Source organism: Streptomyces sp. NPDC086787 (genome assembly GCF_044745865.1).
GTDB lineage: Bacteria > Actinomycetota > Actinomycetes > Streptomycetales > Streptomycetaceae > Streptomyces.
On record NZ_JBIVBC010000001.1, the window covers coordinates 766,373 to 783,134 of the forward strand.

A 16,762-nucleotide genomic window follows, 5' to 3' on the forward strand; every position below is an offset into this window, starting at 1 on the left:
CACCGCCGGGCGGGGCGGGCCCGGGGCGCTCGTCACACCGCCACGTAGGCCACCGGCGAGGTCCCCGGCACCGCTTCCGCCCGGCCCTGTTTCACCAGACGGCGCAGATGGGACTCGGCCTCCGAGACCGCGATGTTGCGGGAGCCGTGGCGGATCTGCTCCCAGGGGCGGTTCCACTCCATGCGTTCGGCCAGCTGCCAGGGGGTGAGAGGCTCGGCGAGCAGGGCCAGCAGGCCGGCGAGGCGGTCCTCGTGGTGGACGAGCAGCTCCCGCACGCGCGCGGCCGCGTCGGTGAACGCGTGCTGGTGGGCGGGGAGCACCTCGGCGGGAGCGAGACGGCCGACGCGCTCCAGGGAGTCGAGGTAGTCGCCGAGCGGGTCGGTGACGGTCATGTCGTCCGGGTCCTCGTAGAGGCCGATGTGCGGGGTGATCCCCGGGAGCAGGTGATCGCCCGAGAACAGCCGCCCATGGCCGGGCAGTTGGGCCGGGTGCTCCTCCTCCAGGTGCAGACAGACGTGGCCCGGCGTGTGCCCCGGGGTCCAGATGGCGCGCAGCCGGCGGCCCGGCAGGTCGAGGAGTTCGCCGGGGACGATCTCCCGGTCCGGCAGTGCGGGGGAGAGGCCGGGCAGGGTGCGGCGGGCGGTGCGCAGCGGTGCCACGTGCTCCTCGGGTGCGCCGGCCGCGTCGAGTTTGGCGGCCATGTACGCGAACCAGCGCTCCGGCCGGTTCTGCCGTGCGCGCCGCACGATCGCGATGTCGGCCGCGTGCATCGCGACCCAGGCTCCGGAGGCCTCCCGCACCTGCCCCGACAGCCCGTGGTGGTCCGGGTGGTGGTGGGTGACGACCACGCCCCGGATCTCCGCGACCGAGGTGCCGCACGAGGTCAGCCCGGCCACGAGGGCGTCCCAGGAGGCCGGGTCGTCCCAGCCGGTGTCCACCAGCACCGGCCCCCGGTCGGTGTCCACGACGTACACCAGTGTGTGGCCGAGCGGGTTGTCCGGGATGGGCACGGCCAGGGAACGCACCCCGCCGCCGTGATCGAACGTCTTCGTCATCTGACCTCCGCCCGGGACCATTGCCCACCCAAACTAGAACTGATATCAGTTCTGATACAGCGTCAGAAATGAAACAGCGTCAGAAAAACGCGTGCCGCAGGAGGCAGTCGGTCATGACCGAGCTCGTGGAACACGGACAGCTGTTCATCGGAGGGGAGTTGACCGACCCGGTCGGCGGGGACGTCATCGAGGTCGTCTCCCCCCATACCGAGGAGGTCATCGGCAGGGTCCCGCACGCCTCGCGCGAGGACGTGGACCGGGCCGTGGCGGTGGCGCGGCGCGCGTTCGACGAGGGGCCCTGGCCGCGGACGAGCCTCGACGAGCGGATCGAGGTGGTCACCCGCATCAAGGACGCGATCGCCGCCCGGCACGAGGAGATCGCCCGGGTGATCTCCGCCGAGAACGGGTCGCCGTACTCCTGGAGCGTCCTCGCCCAGGCGCTCGGCGCGATGATGGTGTGGGACGCGGCGATCAGGGTCGCCCGCGACTTCACCCACGAGGAGACCCGCGACGGCGTCCTCGGGAGGATCCTCGTGCGCCGCGAACCGGTCGGCGTGGTCGCGGCCGTCATCCCGTGGAACGTCCCGCAGTTCGTCGCGGCCGCCAAACTCGCGCCCGCCCTGCTCACCGGCTGCACGGTGGTGCTCAAGCCGTCGCCCGAGTCGCCGCTGGACGCCTACCTGCTCGGTGAGATCGCGAAGGAGGCCGGGCTGCCGGACGGCGTGCTGTCGATCCTGCCCGCCGACCGTGAGGTGAGCGAGTACCTGGTCGGGCACCCCGGCGTCGACAAGGTGTCCTTCACCGGCTCGGTCGCGGCCGGCAAGCGCGTGATGGAGGTGGCCTCCCGCAACCTCACCCGGGTGACGCTGGAACTGGGCGGCAAGTCGGCGGCGGTTGTGCTGCCCGACGCGGACCTCGCGACGGCGGTGTCCGGGATCGTCCCGGCGGCCTGGATGAACAACGGTCAGGCGTGTGTCGCCCAGACCCGCATCCTGGTGCCCCGCTCCCGCTACGACGAGTTCGCGGACGCCTTCGCGCAGGCGGCGAGCGCCCTCAAGGTCGGTGACCCGCTGGACCCGGCGACCCAGGTCGGTCCGCTGGTCGCCCGGCGCCAGCAGCAGCGCAGCCTTGACTACATCCGCATCGGCCAGGAGGAGGGCGCCAAGATCCTCACCGGTGGCGGCCGACCGCCCGGCCTGGAACGCGGCTGGTACGTCGAGCCGACCCTGTTCGGGGACGTCGACAACACCATGCGGATCGCCCGCGAGGAGATCTTCGGCCCGGTGATCTGCCTGCTCCCGTACGGCGACGAGGCCGAGGCCGTGAAGATCGCCAACGACTCCGACTACGGGCTGTCCGGCAGCGTGTGGACCGCGGACGTGGCGCACGGTGTCGACATCGCGCGCGCGGTCCGTACCGGTACCTACTCGGTCAACACCTTCAGCCTCGACATGCTCGGCCCGTTCGGCGGCTACAAGAACTCGGGGCTGGGGCGGGAGTTCGGGCCCGAGGGGTACGGCGAGTACCTGGAGCACAAGATGATCCACCTCCCGGCGGGCTGGGAGGGCTAGACGATGGGAGACCGCTGGCACGTCGAGGTCGACCGCTCCGTCTGTATCGGCTCCGCCCAGTGCGTCCACCACGCCCCCGGCGGCTTCCGCCTCGACACCGGCCGCCAGTCGCGGCCGGCCGAGGCGGACGCGGACGCCAACGAACGGGTGCTGGCGGCGGCGGAGAGCTGTCCGGTGGAGGCCATCACCATCACCCTGGCGGGCAGCGGGGAGCCGGTGTTCCCGCCGGAGGACTGAGAAAAAAAAGTCCCTTTTGGGGGTTCTGAAATCCGGTGACGGGTCTATCCTGGAAGTGGCCTACGAGGCGAGTGAGGGAGTTCGACCGGAGTAGCCGACGCGGGCGTGACGCGCGAGCATCCGCCGGTGCCGACGTCGACGGTCGGGCTGAGAGGCCGGACGGCGGCAGTAGAGCCGGACGGCGACCCCCAGGACCTGATCCGGGTAATGCCGGCGAAGGGAACCCGTCTCGTAGGTTCTTCCGTGCCCCTGCGCGCCCGTCCGCGCCAACGCCTCTACGCGTTCGCGGGCAGATGGGCCACCACGAGCGCGGCCGCCTCCTCCGGGGTGGCGGCCGTACCCAGCGTGCCGTGCCGCATGTCGCGCACCTCGAACGGTGGGCCCCAGCAGCCCAGGTACGGCATCTCCCGACTCTGTTCGTCGCCCGGCATGCCCCGCAGGAAGCCGATCGCCCCGTGCGAGGGAAACGGATACAGGACCCGCAGCCGCGGCTGGGCGTGGGCGGCCACGGCGAGCGCCAGCTCCACCTCGTCGCCGTAGCAGCCCCGGGTGCCCGGTCTGCGCTCCAGCAGCCACTGCCATGCGGTCGCGGCGTCCGGTGCCTCAGCCATGGTTGGTCCCCTCCTGGCCTGTCAGGTCGATCAGCCGGCACACCGTTTCGATGTCTATCTTGACCTGCGCGATCGAGGCGCGGCCGGAGAGCCAGGTGATCAGTGCCGAGTGCCAGGTGTGCTCGATGACGCGGACCGCCGACAGCTGCTCCGGGGTCGGGTCCGCCAGACCCACCGCGTCCAGGATGATCGCCGTGGTCTGCCGGGACACCTGGTCCACCTCCGGCGAGACGCTGCGGTCCGCGAAGGTCAGCGCGCGGACCATCGCGTCGGCGAGGTGCGGCTCCCGCTGGAGCGCGCGGAAGGCCCGCATCAGGGTCTCCGCGACCCGCTCGGCCGCCGTGTCACCCGCCGGGGGCTTCTTGCGCAGGGTGCCGTGCATGTGGTCCAACTGGGCCTGCATGGTGGCGACCAGCAGATGCACCTTGGACGGGAAGTAGCGGTAGAGCGTGCCGAGCGCCACCTGCGAGGACTCCGCGACCTCCCGCATCTGCACCGCGTCGAACCCGCCCCGGCTGGCCAGCTGCGCGCTGGCGTGCAGGATCCGGCGGCGACGGGCCTCCTGCCGCTCGGTCAGAGGTGGCGCGGCCGGTCGAACGGTACTGACTTCCGCAGGCATGGCTCCCGCTCCGTGACAGTAGGTGAGGGCAGGTGATCACACGGCTCGGCAGGATGGTCCCCGGTCGTGGCGTGAATCACCTGATCCACCGCTCACAGCGCCCCTACCTGCCGGTAGATTCAGAGCCTCCTGAACGATCAAGTCTGAAACTTGTTCTAGATTAGCGTCCCGGCGTAATCTCGCGGGAAAATGCAGGGAGAAGGGGGCCCAGAGTGTCCGCTGAGGCCAGGGAGGCGGGTCCCCGGACGGACCTCGCCGCCGACGGCGAGCGACCCCTCGACATCGCGCTCCTGACCTACAAAGGGAACCCGTTCTGCGGCGGTCAGGGCGTCTACGTACGGCACCTCTCCCGCGAACTGGCCCGGCTCGGCCACCGCGTCGAGGTCATCGGCTCCCAGCCGTACCCGGTGCTCGACGACGACGCGGCGTACGGCCACCGTCTGAGCCTCACCGAGCTGCCCAGCCTGGACCTCTACCGCTCACCCGACCCGTTCCGCAACCCCGCGCGGGACGAGTACCGGGACTGGATCGACGCGCTGGAAGTCGCGACCATGTGGACCGGCGGGTTCCCCGAGCCGCTCACCTTCTCGCTGCGCGCCCGCCGCCATCTGCGCGCGCGGAGCGGCGAGTTCGACGTCGTGCACGACAACCAGACCCTCGGCTACGGCCTGCTGGGCGACGTCGGCGCTCCCCTGGTCACCACCATCCACCACCCCATCACCGTCGACCGGCAACTGGAGCTGGACGCCGCCGAGGGATGGAAGCGCCGCTTCTCCGTGCGCCGTTGGTACGGCTTCACCCGTATGCAGAAGCGCGTCGCCCGCCGCCTGCCGTCGGTCCTCACCGTCTCCGGCACCTCACGCCAGGAGATCGTGGACCACCTCGGAGTGCGCGACGACCGGATCCACGTGGTCCACATCGGCGCCGACACCGACCTCTTCTCGCCGAATCCGGCGGCCCCCGTCGTCCCGGGCCGGATCGTCACCACCTCCAGCGCCGACGTGCCGCTCAAGGGGCTGGTCTTCCTCGTCGAGGCGCTGGCGAAGGTGCGCACCGAGCACCCCGACGCCCACCTCGTCGTCGTGGGCAGGCGCGCCGAGGACGGCCCGGTCGCCCAGGCCATCGAGCGGTACGGCCTGGAGGGCGCCGTCGAGTTCGTGAAGGGCATCTCGGACGCCGAACTGGTCGACCTGGTCCGCTCGGCCGAGGTCGCCTGTGTGCCCTCGCTCTACGAGGGCTTCTCGCTGCCGGCCGCCGAGGCCATGGCCACCGGCACGCCGCTGCTCGCCACCACCGGCGGCGCCATCCCCGAGGTCGCCGGCCGCGACGGGGAGACCTGCCTCGCGGTACCGCCCGGCGACCCGGGCGCACTGGCCGCCGGGCTGAGCAGACTCCTGGGCGACGCGGAACTGCGGGCCCGGCTCGGCACGGCGGGCCGCGCCCGCGTACTGGAGAAGTTCACCTGGGCCCGCGCCGCCGAGGGCACGGTGTCCCGCTACCGCGAGGCGATCGACCGGTCGGAGAGCCTCAAGCACGCGGGACGCGTGTCTGCGCGGCCGCCCGCCCCGCAGACAGCCGTACTCGAAGAACCACTCACCGCCGACCGCGAAAGCAGGGCCACGTGCTGACCGTCGACTTCTCCCGGTTCCCGCTCGCCCCGGGCGACCGTGTCCTGGACCTCGGCTGCGGGGCGGGCCGGCACGCCTTCGAGTGCTACCGGCGCGGCGCCCAGGTCGTGGCCCTCGACCAGAACGCCGAGGAGATCCGCGAGGTCGCCAAGTGGTTCGCGGCGATGAAGGAGGCGGGCGAGGCTCCCGCCGGTGCCACCGCGACCGCCATGGAGGGCGACGCCCTGGCACTGCCCTTCCCCGACGAGTCCTTCGACGTCGTCATCATCTCCGAGGTGATGGAGCACATCCCCGACGACAAGGGCGTGCTCGCCGAGATGGTCCGCGTGCTCAGGCCCGGCGGCCGCATCGCCGTCACCGTGCCCCGGTACGGCCCCGAGAAGGTCTGCTGGACGCTGTCCGACGCCTACCACGAGGTCGAGGGCGGCCACATCCGCATCTACCGGGCCGACGAACTGCTCGGGAAGATCCGCGAGGCGGGCCTGAAGCCCTACGGCACCCACCACGCGCACGCGCTGCACTCGCCGTACTGGTGGCTGAAGTGCGCGTTCGGCGTCGACAACGACAAGGCGCTGCCGGTGCGCGCCTACCACAAGCTGCTGGTCTGGGACATCATGAAGAAGCCCCTGGCCACCCGGATCGCCGAGCAGGCGCTGAACCCGCTCATCGGCAAGAGCTTCGTGGCCTACGCGACCAAGCCGCACCTTCCGTCCACCGCCGCGGCGCCCGCCGGGGCCGAGGCGGCCGCCCAGTGACGACCCCCCGGACGGAACACCTGGTCCTGCCCGGGGTCCTCACCGTGGAACAGGCCGCCCAGACCGTGCGCGGCATCCTCGCCGTGCAGCGGGAGGACGGCGCGATCCCCTGGTTCCGCGGCCACCACCTGGACCCGTGGGACCACACCGAGGCCGCCATGGCGCTGGACGCCGCCGGCGAGCACGAGGCCGCCGAACGGGCCTACACCTGGCTGGCCGAGCACCAGAACGAGGACGGCTCCTGGTACGCGGCCTACGCGGACGGCGCCCACGACGACGTCACGGACAGCTCCCGCGAGTCCAACTTCGTCGCCTACGTGGCCGTCGGCGTCTGGCACCACTACCTCGCCACCGGCGACGACACCTTCCTCGACCGCATGTGGCCGTGCGTCTACGCGGCCGTCGAATGGGTCCTCGCGCTCCAGCGGCCCGGCGGCCAGATCGGCTGGCGGCGCGACGACGACGGCACCGCGGCCACCGACGCGCTGCTGACCGGCAGCTCCTCCATCCACCACGCGCTGCGCTGCGCGCTCGCCATCGCCGAGCAGCGCGAGGAGCCCCAGCCGGACTGGGAGCTCGCGCTCGGCTCGCTCCGCCACGCGATACGCCGGCACCCCGAGCGGTTCCTGGACAAGGACCGCTACTCGATGGACTGGTACTACCCGGTCCTCGGCGGCGCCCTGACCGGCGCCGAGGCCAAGGACCGCATCGAGGCGGACTGGGACCGCTTCGTGGTGCCCGGTCTCGGCGTGCGCTGCGTGGTTCCCAACCCGTGGGTGACCGGCGGCGAGTCCTGCGAACTCGCCCTCGCCCTGTGGGCGATGGGGGAGTCCGACCGGGCCCTGGAGATCCTCCAGTCCATCCAGCATCTGCGGGACCCCGCCACCGGCCTCTACTGGACCGGCTACGTCTTCGACGACGACGCGCTGTGGCCCCTGGAGCTCACCAGCTGGACGGCCGGTTCCCTGCTCCTGGCGGTGGCCGCTCTCGGCGGCGACGAGGCCACCTGCGCGGTCTTCGGCGGCGAACGCCTGCCGACGGGGCTCGACCCGGACTGCTGCGCGTAGCGGCGCGGGGCGGCAGCCCGGGTCAGTGACGGCAGCCCGGATCAGTGACGCTGGATCCGGTTGGCGATGGCGTGGCCGACGAAGAGGTAGACCACGGCGGCCAGGCCGTAGCCCGCCACGACCCGGGCCCACGCCTCGTCGAAGGTGAACAGGTCGTGCGACCATCCCGCAAGCCAGGTGGCCGAGCTGTGCACGAACTGGACGAGATCGTTTGCGCGATTCGCGTCCAGCAGGTACATGAGAATCCACAGGCCCAGAATGAAGGCCATGACGTCGGCGACGATTGCGACAACCGTGCCTGCCTGGTTCGTACCGTTGCGATATCGAGGGGACATGTACACCGGGTTGCCGCTCGTCGCCCGCTGAAACCGCGAAGGTGAATCCCGTACCGCTTTCCCCAGCTTCCCCCAAGTGGCGTAACTGGGCCAACTGGGTGAGTCTGCCGGAAGAGACATCTGCTCGGGGAGGACATCCCGGAGGACCCAGTGCCCGTACACATACGGCGCCTCTTCGTGGCGCTCACCATGTGCTGCGCCCTGCTCGCCGGTGGCACAGCCGCCACCGCCTACGGGAGCAGTGAGAACACGAGCCGGGAGACATCGGCGGCGGCCCTCGCCCTCGCCGCGAAGCCCACTCCCAGTCCCAGTACGTCCGCGGAGAAGCAGAAGTTCGCCAAGGCCCGCTTCGTCGCCAACGCCGCTCTCGCCGCGGGGGCGACCTACCAGTGGATCGTGAAGCCCTACAAGGCGGGCAAGTTCAAGAAGGGCGTCAAAGGCCGCAGATGGACCCTGATCAAGGCAGGGCTGGCCGGCGCCTTCACCTACAACCGGCTGAAGGCCGCGGTCCGCAACGCGAAGGGCGACCCCGTGCTGACCAAGGCCCTCGCACCGCTCAACGCGGCCATCGCGGGCCTCAAGGACCTGCCCGCCAAGCTGCGCAAGGGCGACCCCAAGGCGGCCGACTCCTTCAACGACATCATCAACAAGGTCAAGGACGCCGGTAAGAGCGCGGGCGCCGAGGTCAAGAACAAGGTGCCGTCCGCCGGTCAGCTGTCCGGGGGTTAGACGACCAGTGCCTGACCATTAGACGTTCAGTTCCGCCAGAACCCGTAAAGTCGCGGGGTCCGGGGACAGGGCCAACAGGTCCGTCACCGGACCCTCGCGCCACAACTCCAGCCGTTCCGCGATGCGTTCGCGCGGGCCCACCAGGGAGATCTCGTCGGCGAAGGCGTCCGGCACGGCCAGTACGGCTTCCTCCCGCCGCCCCGACAGGAACAGCTCCTGGATCCGCCGCGCCTCCTCCTCGTATCCCATGCGTGCCATCAGGTCCGCGTGGAAGTTCCGGGTCGCGTGGCCCATGCCGCCGATGTAGAAGCCGAGCATGGCCTTCACCGGCAGCAGGCCTTCCGCCACGTCGTCGCAGACCTTCACCCGGGCCATGGGCGCGACCAGGAAGTTCCCGTCCCCGGGCAGCTCGGCGACCGCCGTGCCGTACGCCTCCGGCCGGGACGGCGACCAGTACAGCGGCAACCAGCCGTCCGCGATCCGGATCGTCTGCGCGACGTTCTTCGGCCCCTCCGCGCCGAGCAGCACCGGCAGATCGGCGCGCAGCGGGTGGGTGATCGGCTTCAGTGGTCTGCCGAGGCCGGTCGCGTCCGGGCCCCGGTAGGGGTGGGCGTGGAACCGCCCGGCAGACTCCACCGGCCCCTCGCGGCGCAGCACCTGCCGTACGACGTCGACGTACTCCCGGGTCGCGGTGAGCGGAGAGGCGGGGAACGGACGGCCGTACCAGCCCTCCACCACCTGCGGGCCGGAGAGCCCCAGCCCGACCATCACCCGCCCGCCGGAGAGATGGTCCAGGGTCAGCGCGTGCATGGCGGTGGTGACCGGTGAGCGGGCAGCCATCTGGGCAACCGCCGTACCCAGCTTGATCGTTGACGTCTGGGCGGCGATCCAGGTGAGCGGGGTGAACGCGTCCGAGCCCCATGACTCCGCCGTCCACACGGAGTGGTAGCCGAGCCGCTCCGCCTCCTGCGCCAGCGCCACCTGGTCCGTGGCGGGTCCGCGCCCCCAGTAGCCGAGTGCCAGCCCGAGCCGCATGACCGCCTCCTGACGCTGCGTCAGATCTCGTGACTGCGGCGACTGTACGGCAACGGCCCCCCGCCCGGAAGGGCGAGAGGCCGGAAGCTGCGGCGCGGGACGCTCAGCCGCGCTGGATCCCCGAGGTGTCCTGGAGGACGCCACGGCGGCCGTCCTGGGTCTGCGCGATCAGCTGCGCACCGCGCTGCTCGACCGCCAGGTACCAGGTGCCCGGCGCCAGTTCGGCGATCGGCGCGGGCGAACCGTCCTCCCCGAACAGCGGCCGCGTCACCGGAACGGCGAACCAGAAGGGCGCGAAGTCCGAGGCGGGCGACGGCTGCGCGGCCGGAGCCGGAGGCTGCTGCCCGAACGGCTGGCCCGGCTGCGGCTGACCGCCGAAGGACGGCTGCGGCTGCGGCGCCGGGGCGCCGGGGTAGCCGTAACCACCCTGCGGCTGGGCGCCGTAGGGCTGCGGCGCGGCGGGCTGGGCCGCCGGCATCAGGGGCGCGCTGAGCGCGGGCACCAGCGGGCCGGCGATGGCGGCGGCGGCCAGGACGAGGGTGGCGACGAGGGCGAGGATGAGGCCGGTACCGGCGCTCGGACCGCTGCTCGAATTACCGAAGTTGTTCGCGCCACCGGCCGGGTCGATGACGTTGCCGAGCGCGCTCCACGCGGCGAAGACCGTGAAGGCGACGCCGAACTGGCCGATCTCCAGACCGGCGACCTTGCGAGGCTGCGGCAGGGTCCGGGCGACGACGACGAGCGCGGCGCCGATGATCCCGGCCAGGACCACACTGAGCAGGACGGGTCCGCTTGACCAGAGGCTCGGGAGGTCGAGGCCGTCCGGCGCCCCGTCGTACGAGTAGTTGTCGAGGAACGACGCGATGAACAGCAACACCGCTGCTCCGATCACCACGCCGTCGCCTCTAGTGAGGGAGCGGATATTCACTTCAGGTCCTTCGTAGGTAGTCTCGTCGGTCGGTAGAGGCGTCGCTGTCACTCTGTCGCCCTCAGGGCCTGGTGTGAAGCGCGGGGGTGGCCCCTCGTCGTACGGATGAGACTATCGTCCGTACGATCAAGGTGTCCGCCCGGTTCCGCGGGCCGATGACCACCCGCGCAGGAAACTCACGATTCCCCCCACAGATCCCTGCGTCGCCCTCTGTCGCGTCCTTGTTATCGCGCGTGCCCCCGCACGCGCTGGACATCACGGGAAACCGTTGACAGATTGAGACCGCCCAGGCCGGACCAAGCCGCCTCGACGAACCGCTACTTGTTGAGGAAGCCGGCGAGACCGTCGGCGATGCCCTGTGCCGCCTTCTGCCGCCAGGTGCCGCTGGTCACCAGCGCCGCGTCCTTGCTGTCGCGCATGTTCCCGCACTCGATGAACACCTTGGGAACCGTCGACAGGTTGAGACCGCCCAGGTCCTCACGCGTGACGAGACCGGTGCCGTCACCGACGTAGTTGGCGGGCGCGCTGCCGGTGGCGCGCACGAAGGTGCCCGCGACGTGCTCGCCGAGGTCGCGCGAGGCGTCGACGATCGGCCGGGTGTCGGCGGCGCCCGCGTGCACGGACGCGGGCAGGATGACGTGGAAGCCGCGTTCGCCCTGCGCTACCCCGTCCGCGTGGATGGAGATGGCCGCGTCCGCGTGCGCCTCGTTCCCGATCCGGGCCCGCTCGTCCACGCACGGCCCCCAGGAGGGACCGTCGTCGTCGTGCGTGAACACCACCTTGGCGCCCTGCGCCTCCAGGATCTCGCGCAGCCGGTGGGACACGTCCAGCGTGAACTGGGCTTCCGTGTACCCGTCGTTGGTGGACGTCCCGGTGGTGTCGCATTCCTTGCGGTTCGTACCGATGTCGACCTGCTGGTTGATCTCGGACGTGTGCTGGAAGTTGCCCGGGTTGTGACCCGGGTCGACCAGGATCACCTTGCCCGCCAGCGCACCGGTGGCGGCCGGTGCGGAAGCCCTGGGCCTGTCGCCGGGCTTCTTGGCGTCGTCCGCGGTGGAGGCCGACGACGCCAGGGTCGAGGGCGCGACGGGTGCGGCGGACGCGGCGGACCGGGAGGCGGCGGCGCCGCCCGCACGGTCCGAGCCGCCCGAGTCGCCGGAACCGCCCACCGACTCGTACACGACCCAGCCGAGCAGCGCGCCCGGCACGAGCGCGGCGAGGGCGACGGTCAGCGGCGCACGCCGGGGGCGGCGGGGCTGCGGGGCATCGAAGTCCGGGCCTGTGTACGACACGTCTGTCACCCTAGCCCGAGCCCGGGAGGGCCACCTCGCCGAGTACTCCGGGCGGGTGGTGCCCCCGGTCGGACGTCCCTCCGGTCAGACGCCCGCCCCGGTCCGCCGCAGCACGCGCAGCGACCCGTGCGCCGACACCTCGGTGAACGCGCCGGACTCCAGCGCGCGGAGGTAGACCCGGTACGGGGCCTGGCCGGTGAACTCGTCCGCCGGTTCCGGGAACACGTCGTGGATGACGAGCAGCCCGCCCTCGGTGATCTGCGGGGCCCAGCCCTCGTAGTCGGCGGTGGCGTGCTCGTCGGTGTGGCCGCCGTCGATGAAGACCAGGCCGAGCGGGGAGTTCCAGAAGGCGGCGATCTGCGGCGAGCGGCCGACCAGCGCCACCACGTGCTCCTCCAGACCGGCCCGGTGCAGGGTGCGCCGGAAGGTGGGCAGCGTGTCCATCAGGCCGATCTCGGGGTCGACCGTCTCCGGGTCGTGGTAGTCCCAGCCCGGCTGCTGCTCCTCGCTGCCCCGGTGGTGGTCGAGGGTGAGCGCGGTGACCCCGGTCTGCCGTGCCGCGTCCGCGAACAGGATCGTGGAGCGCCCGCAGTAGGTCCCGACCTCCAGCAGCGGCAGCCCCAGCCGGCCCGCCTCCACGGCGGCGGCGTACAGCGCCAGCCCCTCGTCGACGGGCATGAATCCCTTCGCCGCCTCGAAGGCGGCCAGGATCTCGGGCTTGGGTGCCGCGGGCATGGGGTTCCTCTCGGGTCGGTCCGCTCGATGCCGTACGCCGCCCATGCTGACGTACCCCCCGCCGCCGGGGCGACAGGGGGTACCGGTGCTGCCGTGCGGTCCGGCCGCGACTCAGGCCATGACCGTGTCAGGCCGTGACCGTCTCGCCCGGCAGGGCGAGGTCCAGCTCGATCGCGGTCACGTCGCCCGCGTGGGTCGCCGAGGAGGCGTGCGGGCCGTGACCCGTGGCCTTCGCGGCCAGGACGTAGGCGCCCTCGGTCGGCACGGCGAGGGTGTAGCTGCCGTCCTCCGCGGAGAGCGTGGCGCCCGCCTGGCGTCCCCGGCGGTCGATCAGAGTGACCTTGGCACGGGCGACCGGGGCACCCCCGGCGTCCAGGACCCGGCCGCGGAAGCCCCGCAGGACCTCCTCCGCGTGCGCGATGCCCGCCTCCTCCTCGCTGCTGGCGCGCAGCTGGGTGTGCTGCTCGGCGGGGCGGCTCTGCTTCGGCAGGAACACGGCGAGCAGCAGGCCCACCGCGACCGCGGCCGTGGCGATCAGGAAGGAGACCCGGAAGCCGTGCATGGTCGGGACCGCGATCCCGCCCACGTTGTTCGCGGTGTTCGCCAGGACCATGCCGATGACGGCACTGGAGACGGAGGTGCCGATCGACCGCATCAGGGTGTTGAGACCGTTGGCCGCGCCCGTCTCCGAGGCCGGGACCGCGCCGACGATCAGCGCGGGCAGCGAGGAGTAGGCGAGACCGATGCCCGCGCCGAGGACCACCGAGATGATCAGGCTCTGCCAGGCGGCGCTCATCAGGCCGAGGCCGGTGCCGTAGCCGATCGCGATGATCAGCAGGCCGAGGATCAGGGTGACCTTGGGGCCGTACCTGGCCGAGAGGCGGGCGTAGACGGGGGCCGTGAACATCATCGTCAGGCCGAGCGGCGCCACCAGCAGACCGGCGACGACCATCGACTGGCCGAGGCCGTAGCCGGTGGCCTTCGGCAGCTGGAGCAGCTGGGGCAGGACGAGCGAGACGACGTAGAAGCTGACACCGACCATGATCGAGGCGAGGTTGGTCAGCAGCACCTCGCGGCGGGCGGTGGTGCGCAGGTCGACCAGCGGTGCCTTGGTGCGCAGCTCGAAGACGCCCCACAGGACGAGGACGACGACCGACGCGGCGAACAGCCCGAGAGTGGTACCGGAGGACCAGCCCCAGTCGCTGCCCTTGGTGATCGGCAGGAGCAGCAGGACCAGACCGGTGGACAGGCCGAGGGCGCCCAGCACGTCGAAGGAGCCCTGCGCGCGCATCGGGGTCTCCGGTACGACGAGGAGGGTGAGGACGATGGCGAGCGCGCCGAGGCCGGCGGCGCCGTAGAAGAGGGCGTGCCAGTCGGCGTGCTGGGCCACCAGGGCGGCCAGGGGCAGGGCGAGACCGCCGCCGACGCCGATCGAGGAGCTCATCAGGGCCATCGCCGAGCCGAGCTTCTCGGGCGGCAGCATGTCGCGCATCAGGCCGATGCCGAGCGGGATCGCACCCATCGCGAAGCCCTGGAGCGCGCGGCCCACGATCATCGTGAGCAGATCGCTGGTGAGGGCGCTGACCAGGGCGCCCGCCACCATCACGGCGAGGCTGAATATCAGCATGCGCCGCTTGCCGAACAGGTCACCGAGGCGGCCCATGATCGGAGTGGCCACGGCGCCGGAGAGAAGCGTCGAGGTCAGGACCCAGGTGGCGTTGCTGGGCGCGGTGTCCAGCAACTGCGGCAGGTCCTTGATCACGGGGACGAGCAGGGTCTGCATCACCGCGACCACGATGCCCGCGAAGGCGAGCACCGGGACCAGTGCCCCGCTCGCTGTGCGGACGGGCCGGTCGGTCGTCGTGTGCGTCATGCGTGAGGCCTCCAGGTGCGATAAGTGCAGGGTAAACCTCGTATGCACGGGCAACTATTCCGTTGCTTCGGGCCTCTAATAAATCCTTGACCGATTCATGGGAATCTGATGCATGCTCAGGAGGTGACGAGGTGGGCGCTGCGCAGGGTCACAGCCACCCCTGCTGCCGGGCCTCCCGGACCGCCTCCGCCCGGTTGCGGGTGCCCGTCTTGCCGATGGCGGAGGACAGGTAGTTGCGGACCGTCGACTCGGACAGATGGAGTCTGCCCGCGATGTCGGCCACGGTCGCACCGTCCACCGACGCCTTCAGCACGTCGCACTCGCGGGCGGTGAGCGGACTGGGTCCGGCGCTGAGCGCGGCCGCGGCCAGCGCCGGGTCCACCACGGTCTCCCCGGTGAGCACGCGCCGGATCGCCTCGGCCAGTTCCGCCACCGGCCCGTCCTTGACCAGGAATCCGGTGGCCCCGGCCTCCATGGCCCGGCGCAGATAGCCGGGTCTGCCGAAGGTGGTCAGAATCAGCACCCGGCAGTCCGGTGCCTGCTCCCGCAGCAGGGCCGCCGCGTCCAGGCCGCTCATGCCCGGCAGCTCGATGTCGAGCAGGGCCACGTCCGGCCGGTGCAGCAGCGCCGCGTCCACGATCGCGTCCCCCGCGGCGACCTGGGCGACCACCTCGATGTCGTCCTCCATGCCCAGCAGCAGGGCCAGGGCGCCCCGCATCATGCCCTGGTCCTCGGCGAGCATGACCCGGATGTGCTTCACGTCCCGAGTCTAGGGCGCCCCGGGCCGGAAGGTCCGCCCGTGGACCCGGCGTTCATCCCGAGCGGGGTGCCGCTGCGGCTGCGGCGGAGGGCGGATCCGCCGGTGCCGGTGCCGGTGCCGGTGCCGGTGCCGGTGCCGGCTCCCTCGGCAGTTCGGCGGTGACCGTGAAGCCTCCGCGGGGTGCGGGGCCCGCCCGCAGGGAGCCGCCCGCTGTCGCGAGGCGTTCGGTCAGGCCCTTGAGGCCGGTGCCGCCGATGCCGTTCCGGGGTTCGGTGACGGCGGCGCCGGTGCCGTTGTCGGTCACTGTCAGCCGTACCCGCTCGGGAGCGCTGTCGACGGTGATCTCGCACCGGCTCGCGTCGCTGTGCCGTACGACGTTGGTGACCGCCTCGCGCACCACCCAGCCCAGCAGGGCCTCCGTCTGCGGGGCGAGCGGAGTGCCGGACTGGCGGACCACCGGCTCGACGCTCGTCGCGGACAGGGCCGAGCGGGCGCGGGCCAGCTCCGTGGCGAGGCTGCCCTCGCGGTAGCCGGTCACCGCCTCGCGGATCTCGGTCAGCGCCTGTCTGCCGACGGACTCCACGTCGCCGATCTGGGACAGAGCGGCGTCCATGTCGCGCGGAGCCAGCCGCCGGGCCGCCTCCGACTTCACCACGATCACCGACAGGGTGTGGCCGAGCAGGTCGTGCAGATCGCGGGAGAAGCGCAGGCGCTCCTTCTCCACCGCGCGGCGGGCCAGTTCCTCACGGGCGGCGCGCAGTTCCCGCACCGCCTCGCTCAGGCCCAGGATGGCGGCGGTCACCATGCTCGACAGGAAGGTGCCGTAGGCGATGTTCACCGCGTCCGAGCCGTCGCGGAAGGCGGCGACGGTACCGGCGAAGACGGCCAGCAGGATGCCGGTACGGCCCAGCCACGGCCCGCGCAGGGTGGCGCCGGTGGCCAGGCCCAGCAGCGGGAAGAACATCAGCCAGCTGCCGCCGTATCCGACGGCCAGACCCGTGGTGAGCAGACCCATCAGCAGCAGCGCCACCCGCGTGGAGACCGCCTCGCGGGCCTCCCTGCGGAACGCGCGGAAGGTCACGTAGATGTACAGCGAGTTGAAGGCGAACAGGCCGAGGCCGCCGACCCACGGGTTGGGGGTCCTGCCCTGGAGCAGGTTGGAGAAGGAGCCCATCCCCATCAGCAGCCAGGGCAGCAGGGCGAACCCGGTGGGCGGCGGGCCCGGGTGGTCGGGCGCCGGGCTGCCCTTCGGGGCCGCCTTCCGCTCCGCCTTGAACCGCCGCATGTCCTCCCGCCACAGGGCGCGCTCCTCCTGCCAGGCCCGCCACTGGCAGAGCGCACCTCGCCACCATGTCGTCACTCGGTTCCCCCGATCGGATGATCACCGCACCATGACGGTGCGCGCACACAGCGTACGAACAGGACGCCGCTACGAGCATCGCGGAAGGCGCCCGGGACCGGCAGAGGCGTATGTACGCGGCCGGGCAGTACAAATGTCCCGGCCCCCGTATCTGACACAACGTCAGGAGCCT

Annotated in this window: 17 protein-coding genes and 1 riboswitch; of the genes, 6 read left to right on the top strand and 11 right to left on the bottom strand. The window is 71.7% G+C overall.

Annotated elements, in window-relative coordinates; genetic code table 11:
• Positions 1 to 32 precede the first annotated feature (32 nt).
• Complete coding sequence (locus tag ACIPK3_RS03550) at positions 33 to 1,055, bottom strand: MBL fold metallo-hydrolase (protein ID WP_402566279.1); 1,023 nt, start codon at positions 1,053 to 1,055, stop codon at positions 33 to 35.
• A gap of 113 nt (positions 1,056 to 1,168) precedes the next feature.
• Here ACIPK3_RS03550 and ACIPK3_RS03555 point away from each other — a divergent pair, with 113 nt between their 5' ends.
• Positions 1,169 to 2,626, top strand: a complete 1,458-nt coding sequence (locus ACIPK3_RS03555) for an aldehyde dehydrogenase (RefSeq protein ID WP_402566281.1) — start codon at positions 1,169 to 1,171, stop codon at positions 2,624 to 2,626.
• A 3-nt stretch (positions 2,627 to 2,629) separates the two neighbouring features.
• Positions 2,630 to 2,863 (top strand): ferredoxin, encoded by a 234-nt coding sequence (locus tag ACIPK3_RS03560; protein ID WP_402566283.1) that lies wholly within the window; start codon positions 2,630 to 2,632, stop codon positions 2,861 to 2,863.
• A gap of 138 nt (positions 2,864 to 3,001) precedes the next feature.
• Positions 3,002 to 3,102, top strand: a riboswitch (TPP riboswitch).
• A gap of 36 nt (positions 3,103 to 3,138) precedes the next feature.
• Here the strand turns inward: ACIPK3_RS03560 and ACIPK3_RS03565 are convergent.
• Positions 3,139 to 3,474 carry a DUF6193 family natural product biosynthesis protein gene (locus tag ACIPK3_RS03565; protein WP_402566284.1) on the bottom strand — a complete coding sequence of 112 codons (336 nt, stop codon included), beginning with the start codon at positions 3,472 to 3,474 and terminating at the stop codon, positions 3,139 to 3,141.
• Positions 3,467 to 4,093 (bottom strand): TetR family transcriptional regulator, encoded by a 627-nt coding sequence (locus ACIPK3_RS03570; protein ID WP_402566286.1) that lies wholly within the window; start codon positions 4,091 to 4,093, stop codon positions 3,467 to 3,469. Before ACIPK3_RS03570 ends, ACIPK3_RS03565 begins: the two co-directional genes overlap by 8 nt.
• A 212-nt stretch (positions 4,094 to 4,305) precedes the next feature.
• Between ACIPK3_RS03570 and ACIPK3_RS03575 the strand changes: the two genes are divergently transcribed.
• The 3 genes from ACIPK3_RS03575 to ACIPK3_RS03585 are packed head-to-tail and all read left to right on the top strand — an operon-like array spanning position 4,306 to position 7,543.
• Positions 4,306 to 5,721, top strand: coding sequence for a glycosyltransferase family 4 protein (locus tag ACIPK3_RS03575; RefSeq protein WP_402566288.1), 1,416 nt, complete (start codon positions 4,306 to 4,308; stop codon positions 5,719 to 5,721).
• Positions 5,715 to 6,476 (top strand): class I SAM-dependent methyltransferase, encoded by a 762-nt coding sequence (locus ACIPK3_RS03580; RefSeq protein WP_402566289.1) that lies wholly within the window; start codon positions 5,715 to 5,717, stop codon positions 6,474 to 6,476. Before ACIPK3_RS03575 ends, ACIPK3_RS03580 begins: the two co-directional genes overlap by 7 nt.
• Positions 6,473 to 7,543 carry a prenyltransferase gene (locus tag ACIPK3_RS03585; protein ID WP_402566291.1) on the top strand — a complete coding sequence of 357 codons (1,071 nt, stop codon included), beginning with the start codon at positions 6,473 to 6,475 and terminating at the stop codon, positions 7,541 to 7,543. Before ACIPK3_RS03580 ends, ACIPK3_RS03585 begins: the two co-directional genes overlap by 4 nt.
• Positions 7,544 to 7,584: 41 nt before the next feature.
• Here ACIPK3_RS03585 and ACIPK3_RS03590 read toward each other — a convergent pair whose 3' ends face one another.
• Positions 7,585 to 7,878 (bottom strand): hypothetical protein, encoded by a 294-nt coding sequence (locus tag ACIPK3_RS03590; protein WP_402566292.1) that lies wholly within the window; start codon positions 7,876 to 7,878, stop codon positions 7,585 to 7,587.
• A 150-nt stretch (positions 7,879 to 8,028) separates the two neighbouring features.
• Here ACIPK3_RS03590 and ACIPK3_RS03595 point away from each other — a divergent pair, with 150 nt between their 5' ends.
• Positions 8,029 to 8,607, top strand: coding sequence for a hypothetical protein (locus ACIPK3_RS03595; RefSeq protein ID WP_402566293.1), 579 nt, complete (start codon positions 8,029 to 8,031; stop codon positions 8,605 to 8,607).
• An 18-nt stretch (positions 8,608 to 8,625) separates the two neighbouring features.
• Here ACIPK3_RS03595 and ACIPK3_RS03600 read toward each other — a convergent pair whose 3' ends face one another.
• The 7 genes from ACIPK3_RS03600 to ACIPK3_RS03630 form a co-directional block, all read right to left on the bottom strand.
• On the bottom strand, positions 8,626 to 9,642 hold the full coding sequence (locus ACIPK3_RS03600; protein WP_402566294.1) for an LLM class F420-dependent oxidoreductase: 1,017 nt from the start codon (positions 9,640 to 9,642) through the stop codon (positions 8,626 to 8,628).
• A 103-nt stretch (positions 9,643 to 9,745) separates the two neighbouring features.
• Positions 9,746 to 10,570, bottom strand: a complete 825-nt coding sequence (locus ACIPK3_RS03605) for a hypothetical protein (RefSeq protein ID WP_402566296.1) — start codon at positions 10,568 to 10,570, stop codon at positions 9,746 to 9,748.
• Between the two features lie 317 nt (positions 10,571 to 10,887).
• A complete protein-coding gene (locus ACIPK3_RS03610; RefSeq protein WP_402566297.1) occupies positions 10,888 to 11,862 on the bottom strand; it encodes an N-acetylmuramoyl-L-alanine amidase in 975 nt (324 codons plus the stop codon).
• Positions 11,863 to 11,946: 84 nt separating this feature from the next.
• Positions 11,947 to 12,597, bottom strand: a complete 651-nt coding sequence (locus ACIPK3_RS03615) for a class I SAM-dependent methyltransferase (protein WP_402566299.1) — start codon at positions 12,595 to 12,597, stop codon at positions 11,947 to 11,949.
• Positions 12,598 to 12,724: 127 nt separating this feature from the next.
• On the bottom strand, positions 12,725 to 14,470 hold the full coding sequence (locus ACIPK3_RS03620) for an MFS transporter (protein ID WP_402566300.1): 1,746 nt from the start codon (positions 14,468 to 14,470) through the stop codon (positions 12,725 to 12,727).
• 148 nt (positions 14,471 to 14,618) lie between these two features.
• Entirely contained in the window at positions 14,619 to 15,212 is a 594-nt protein-coding gene (locus ACIPK3_RS03625; RefSeq protein ID WP_402566844.1) for a response regulator, read from the bottom strand.
• Between the two features lie 70 nt (positions 15,213 to 15,282).
• Complete coding sequence (locus ACIPK3_RS03630) at positions 15,283 to 16,590, bottom strand: sensor histidine kinase (RefSeq protein WP_402566302.1); 1,308 nt, start codon at positions 16,588 to 16,590, stop codon at positions 15,283 to 15,285.
• Positions 16,591 to 16,762 lie beyond the last annotated feature (172 nt).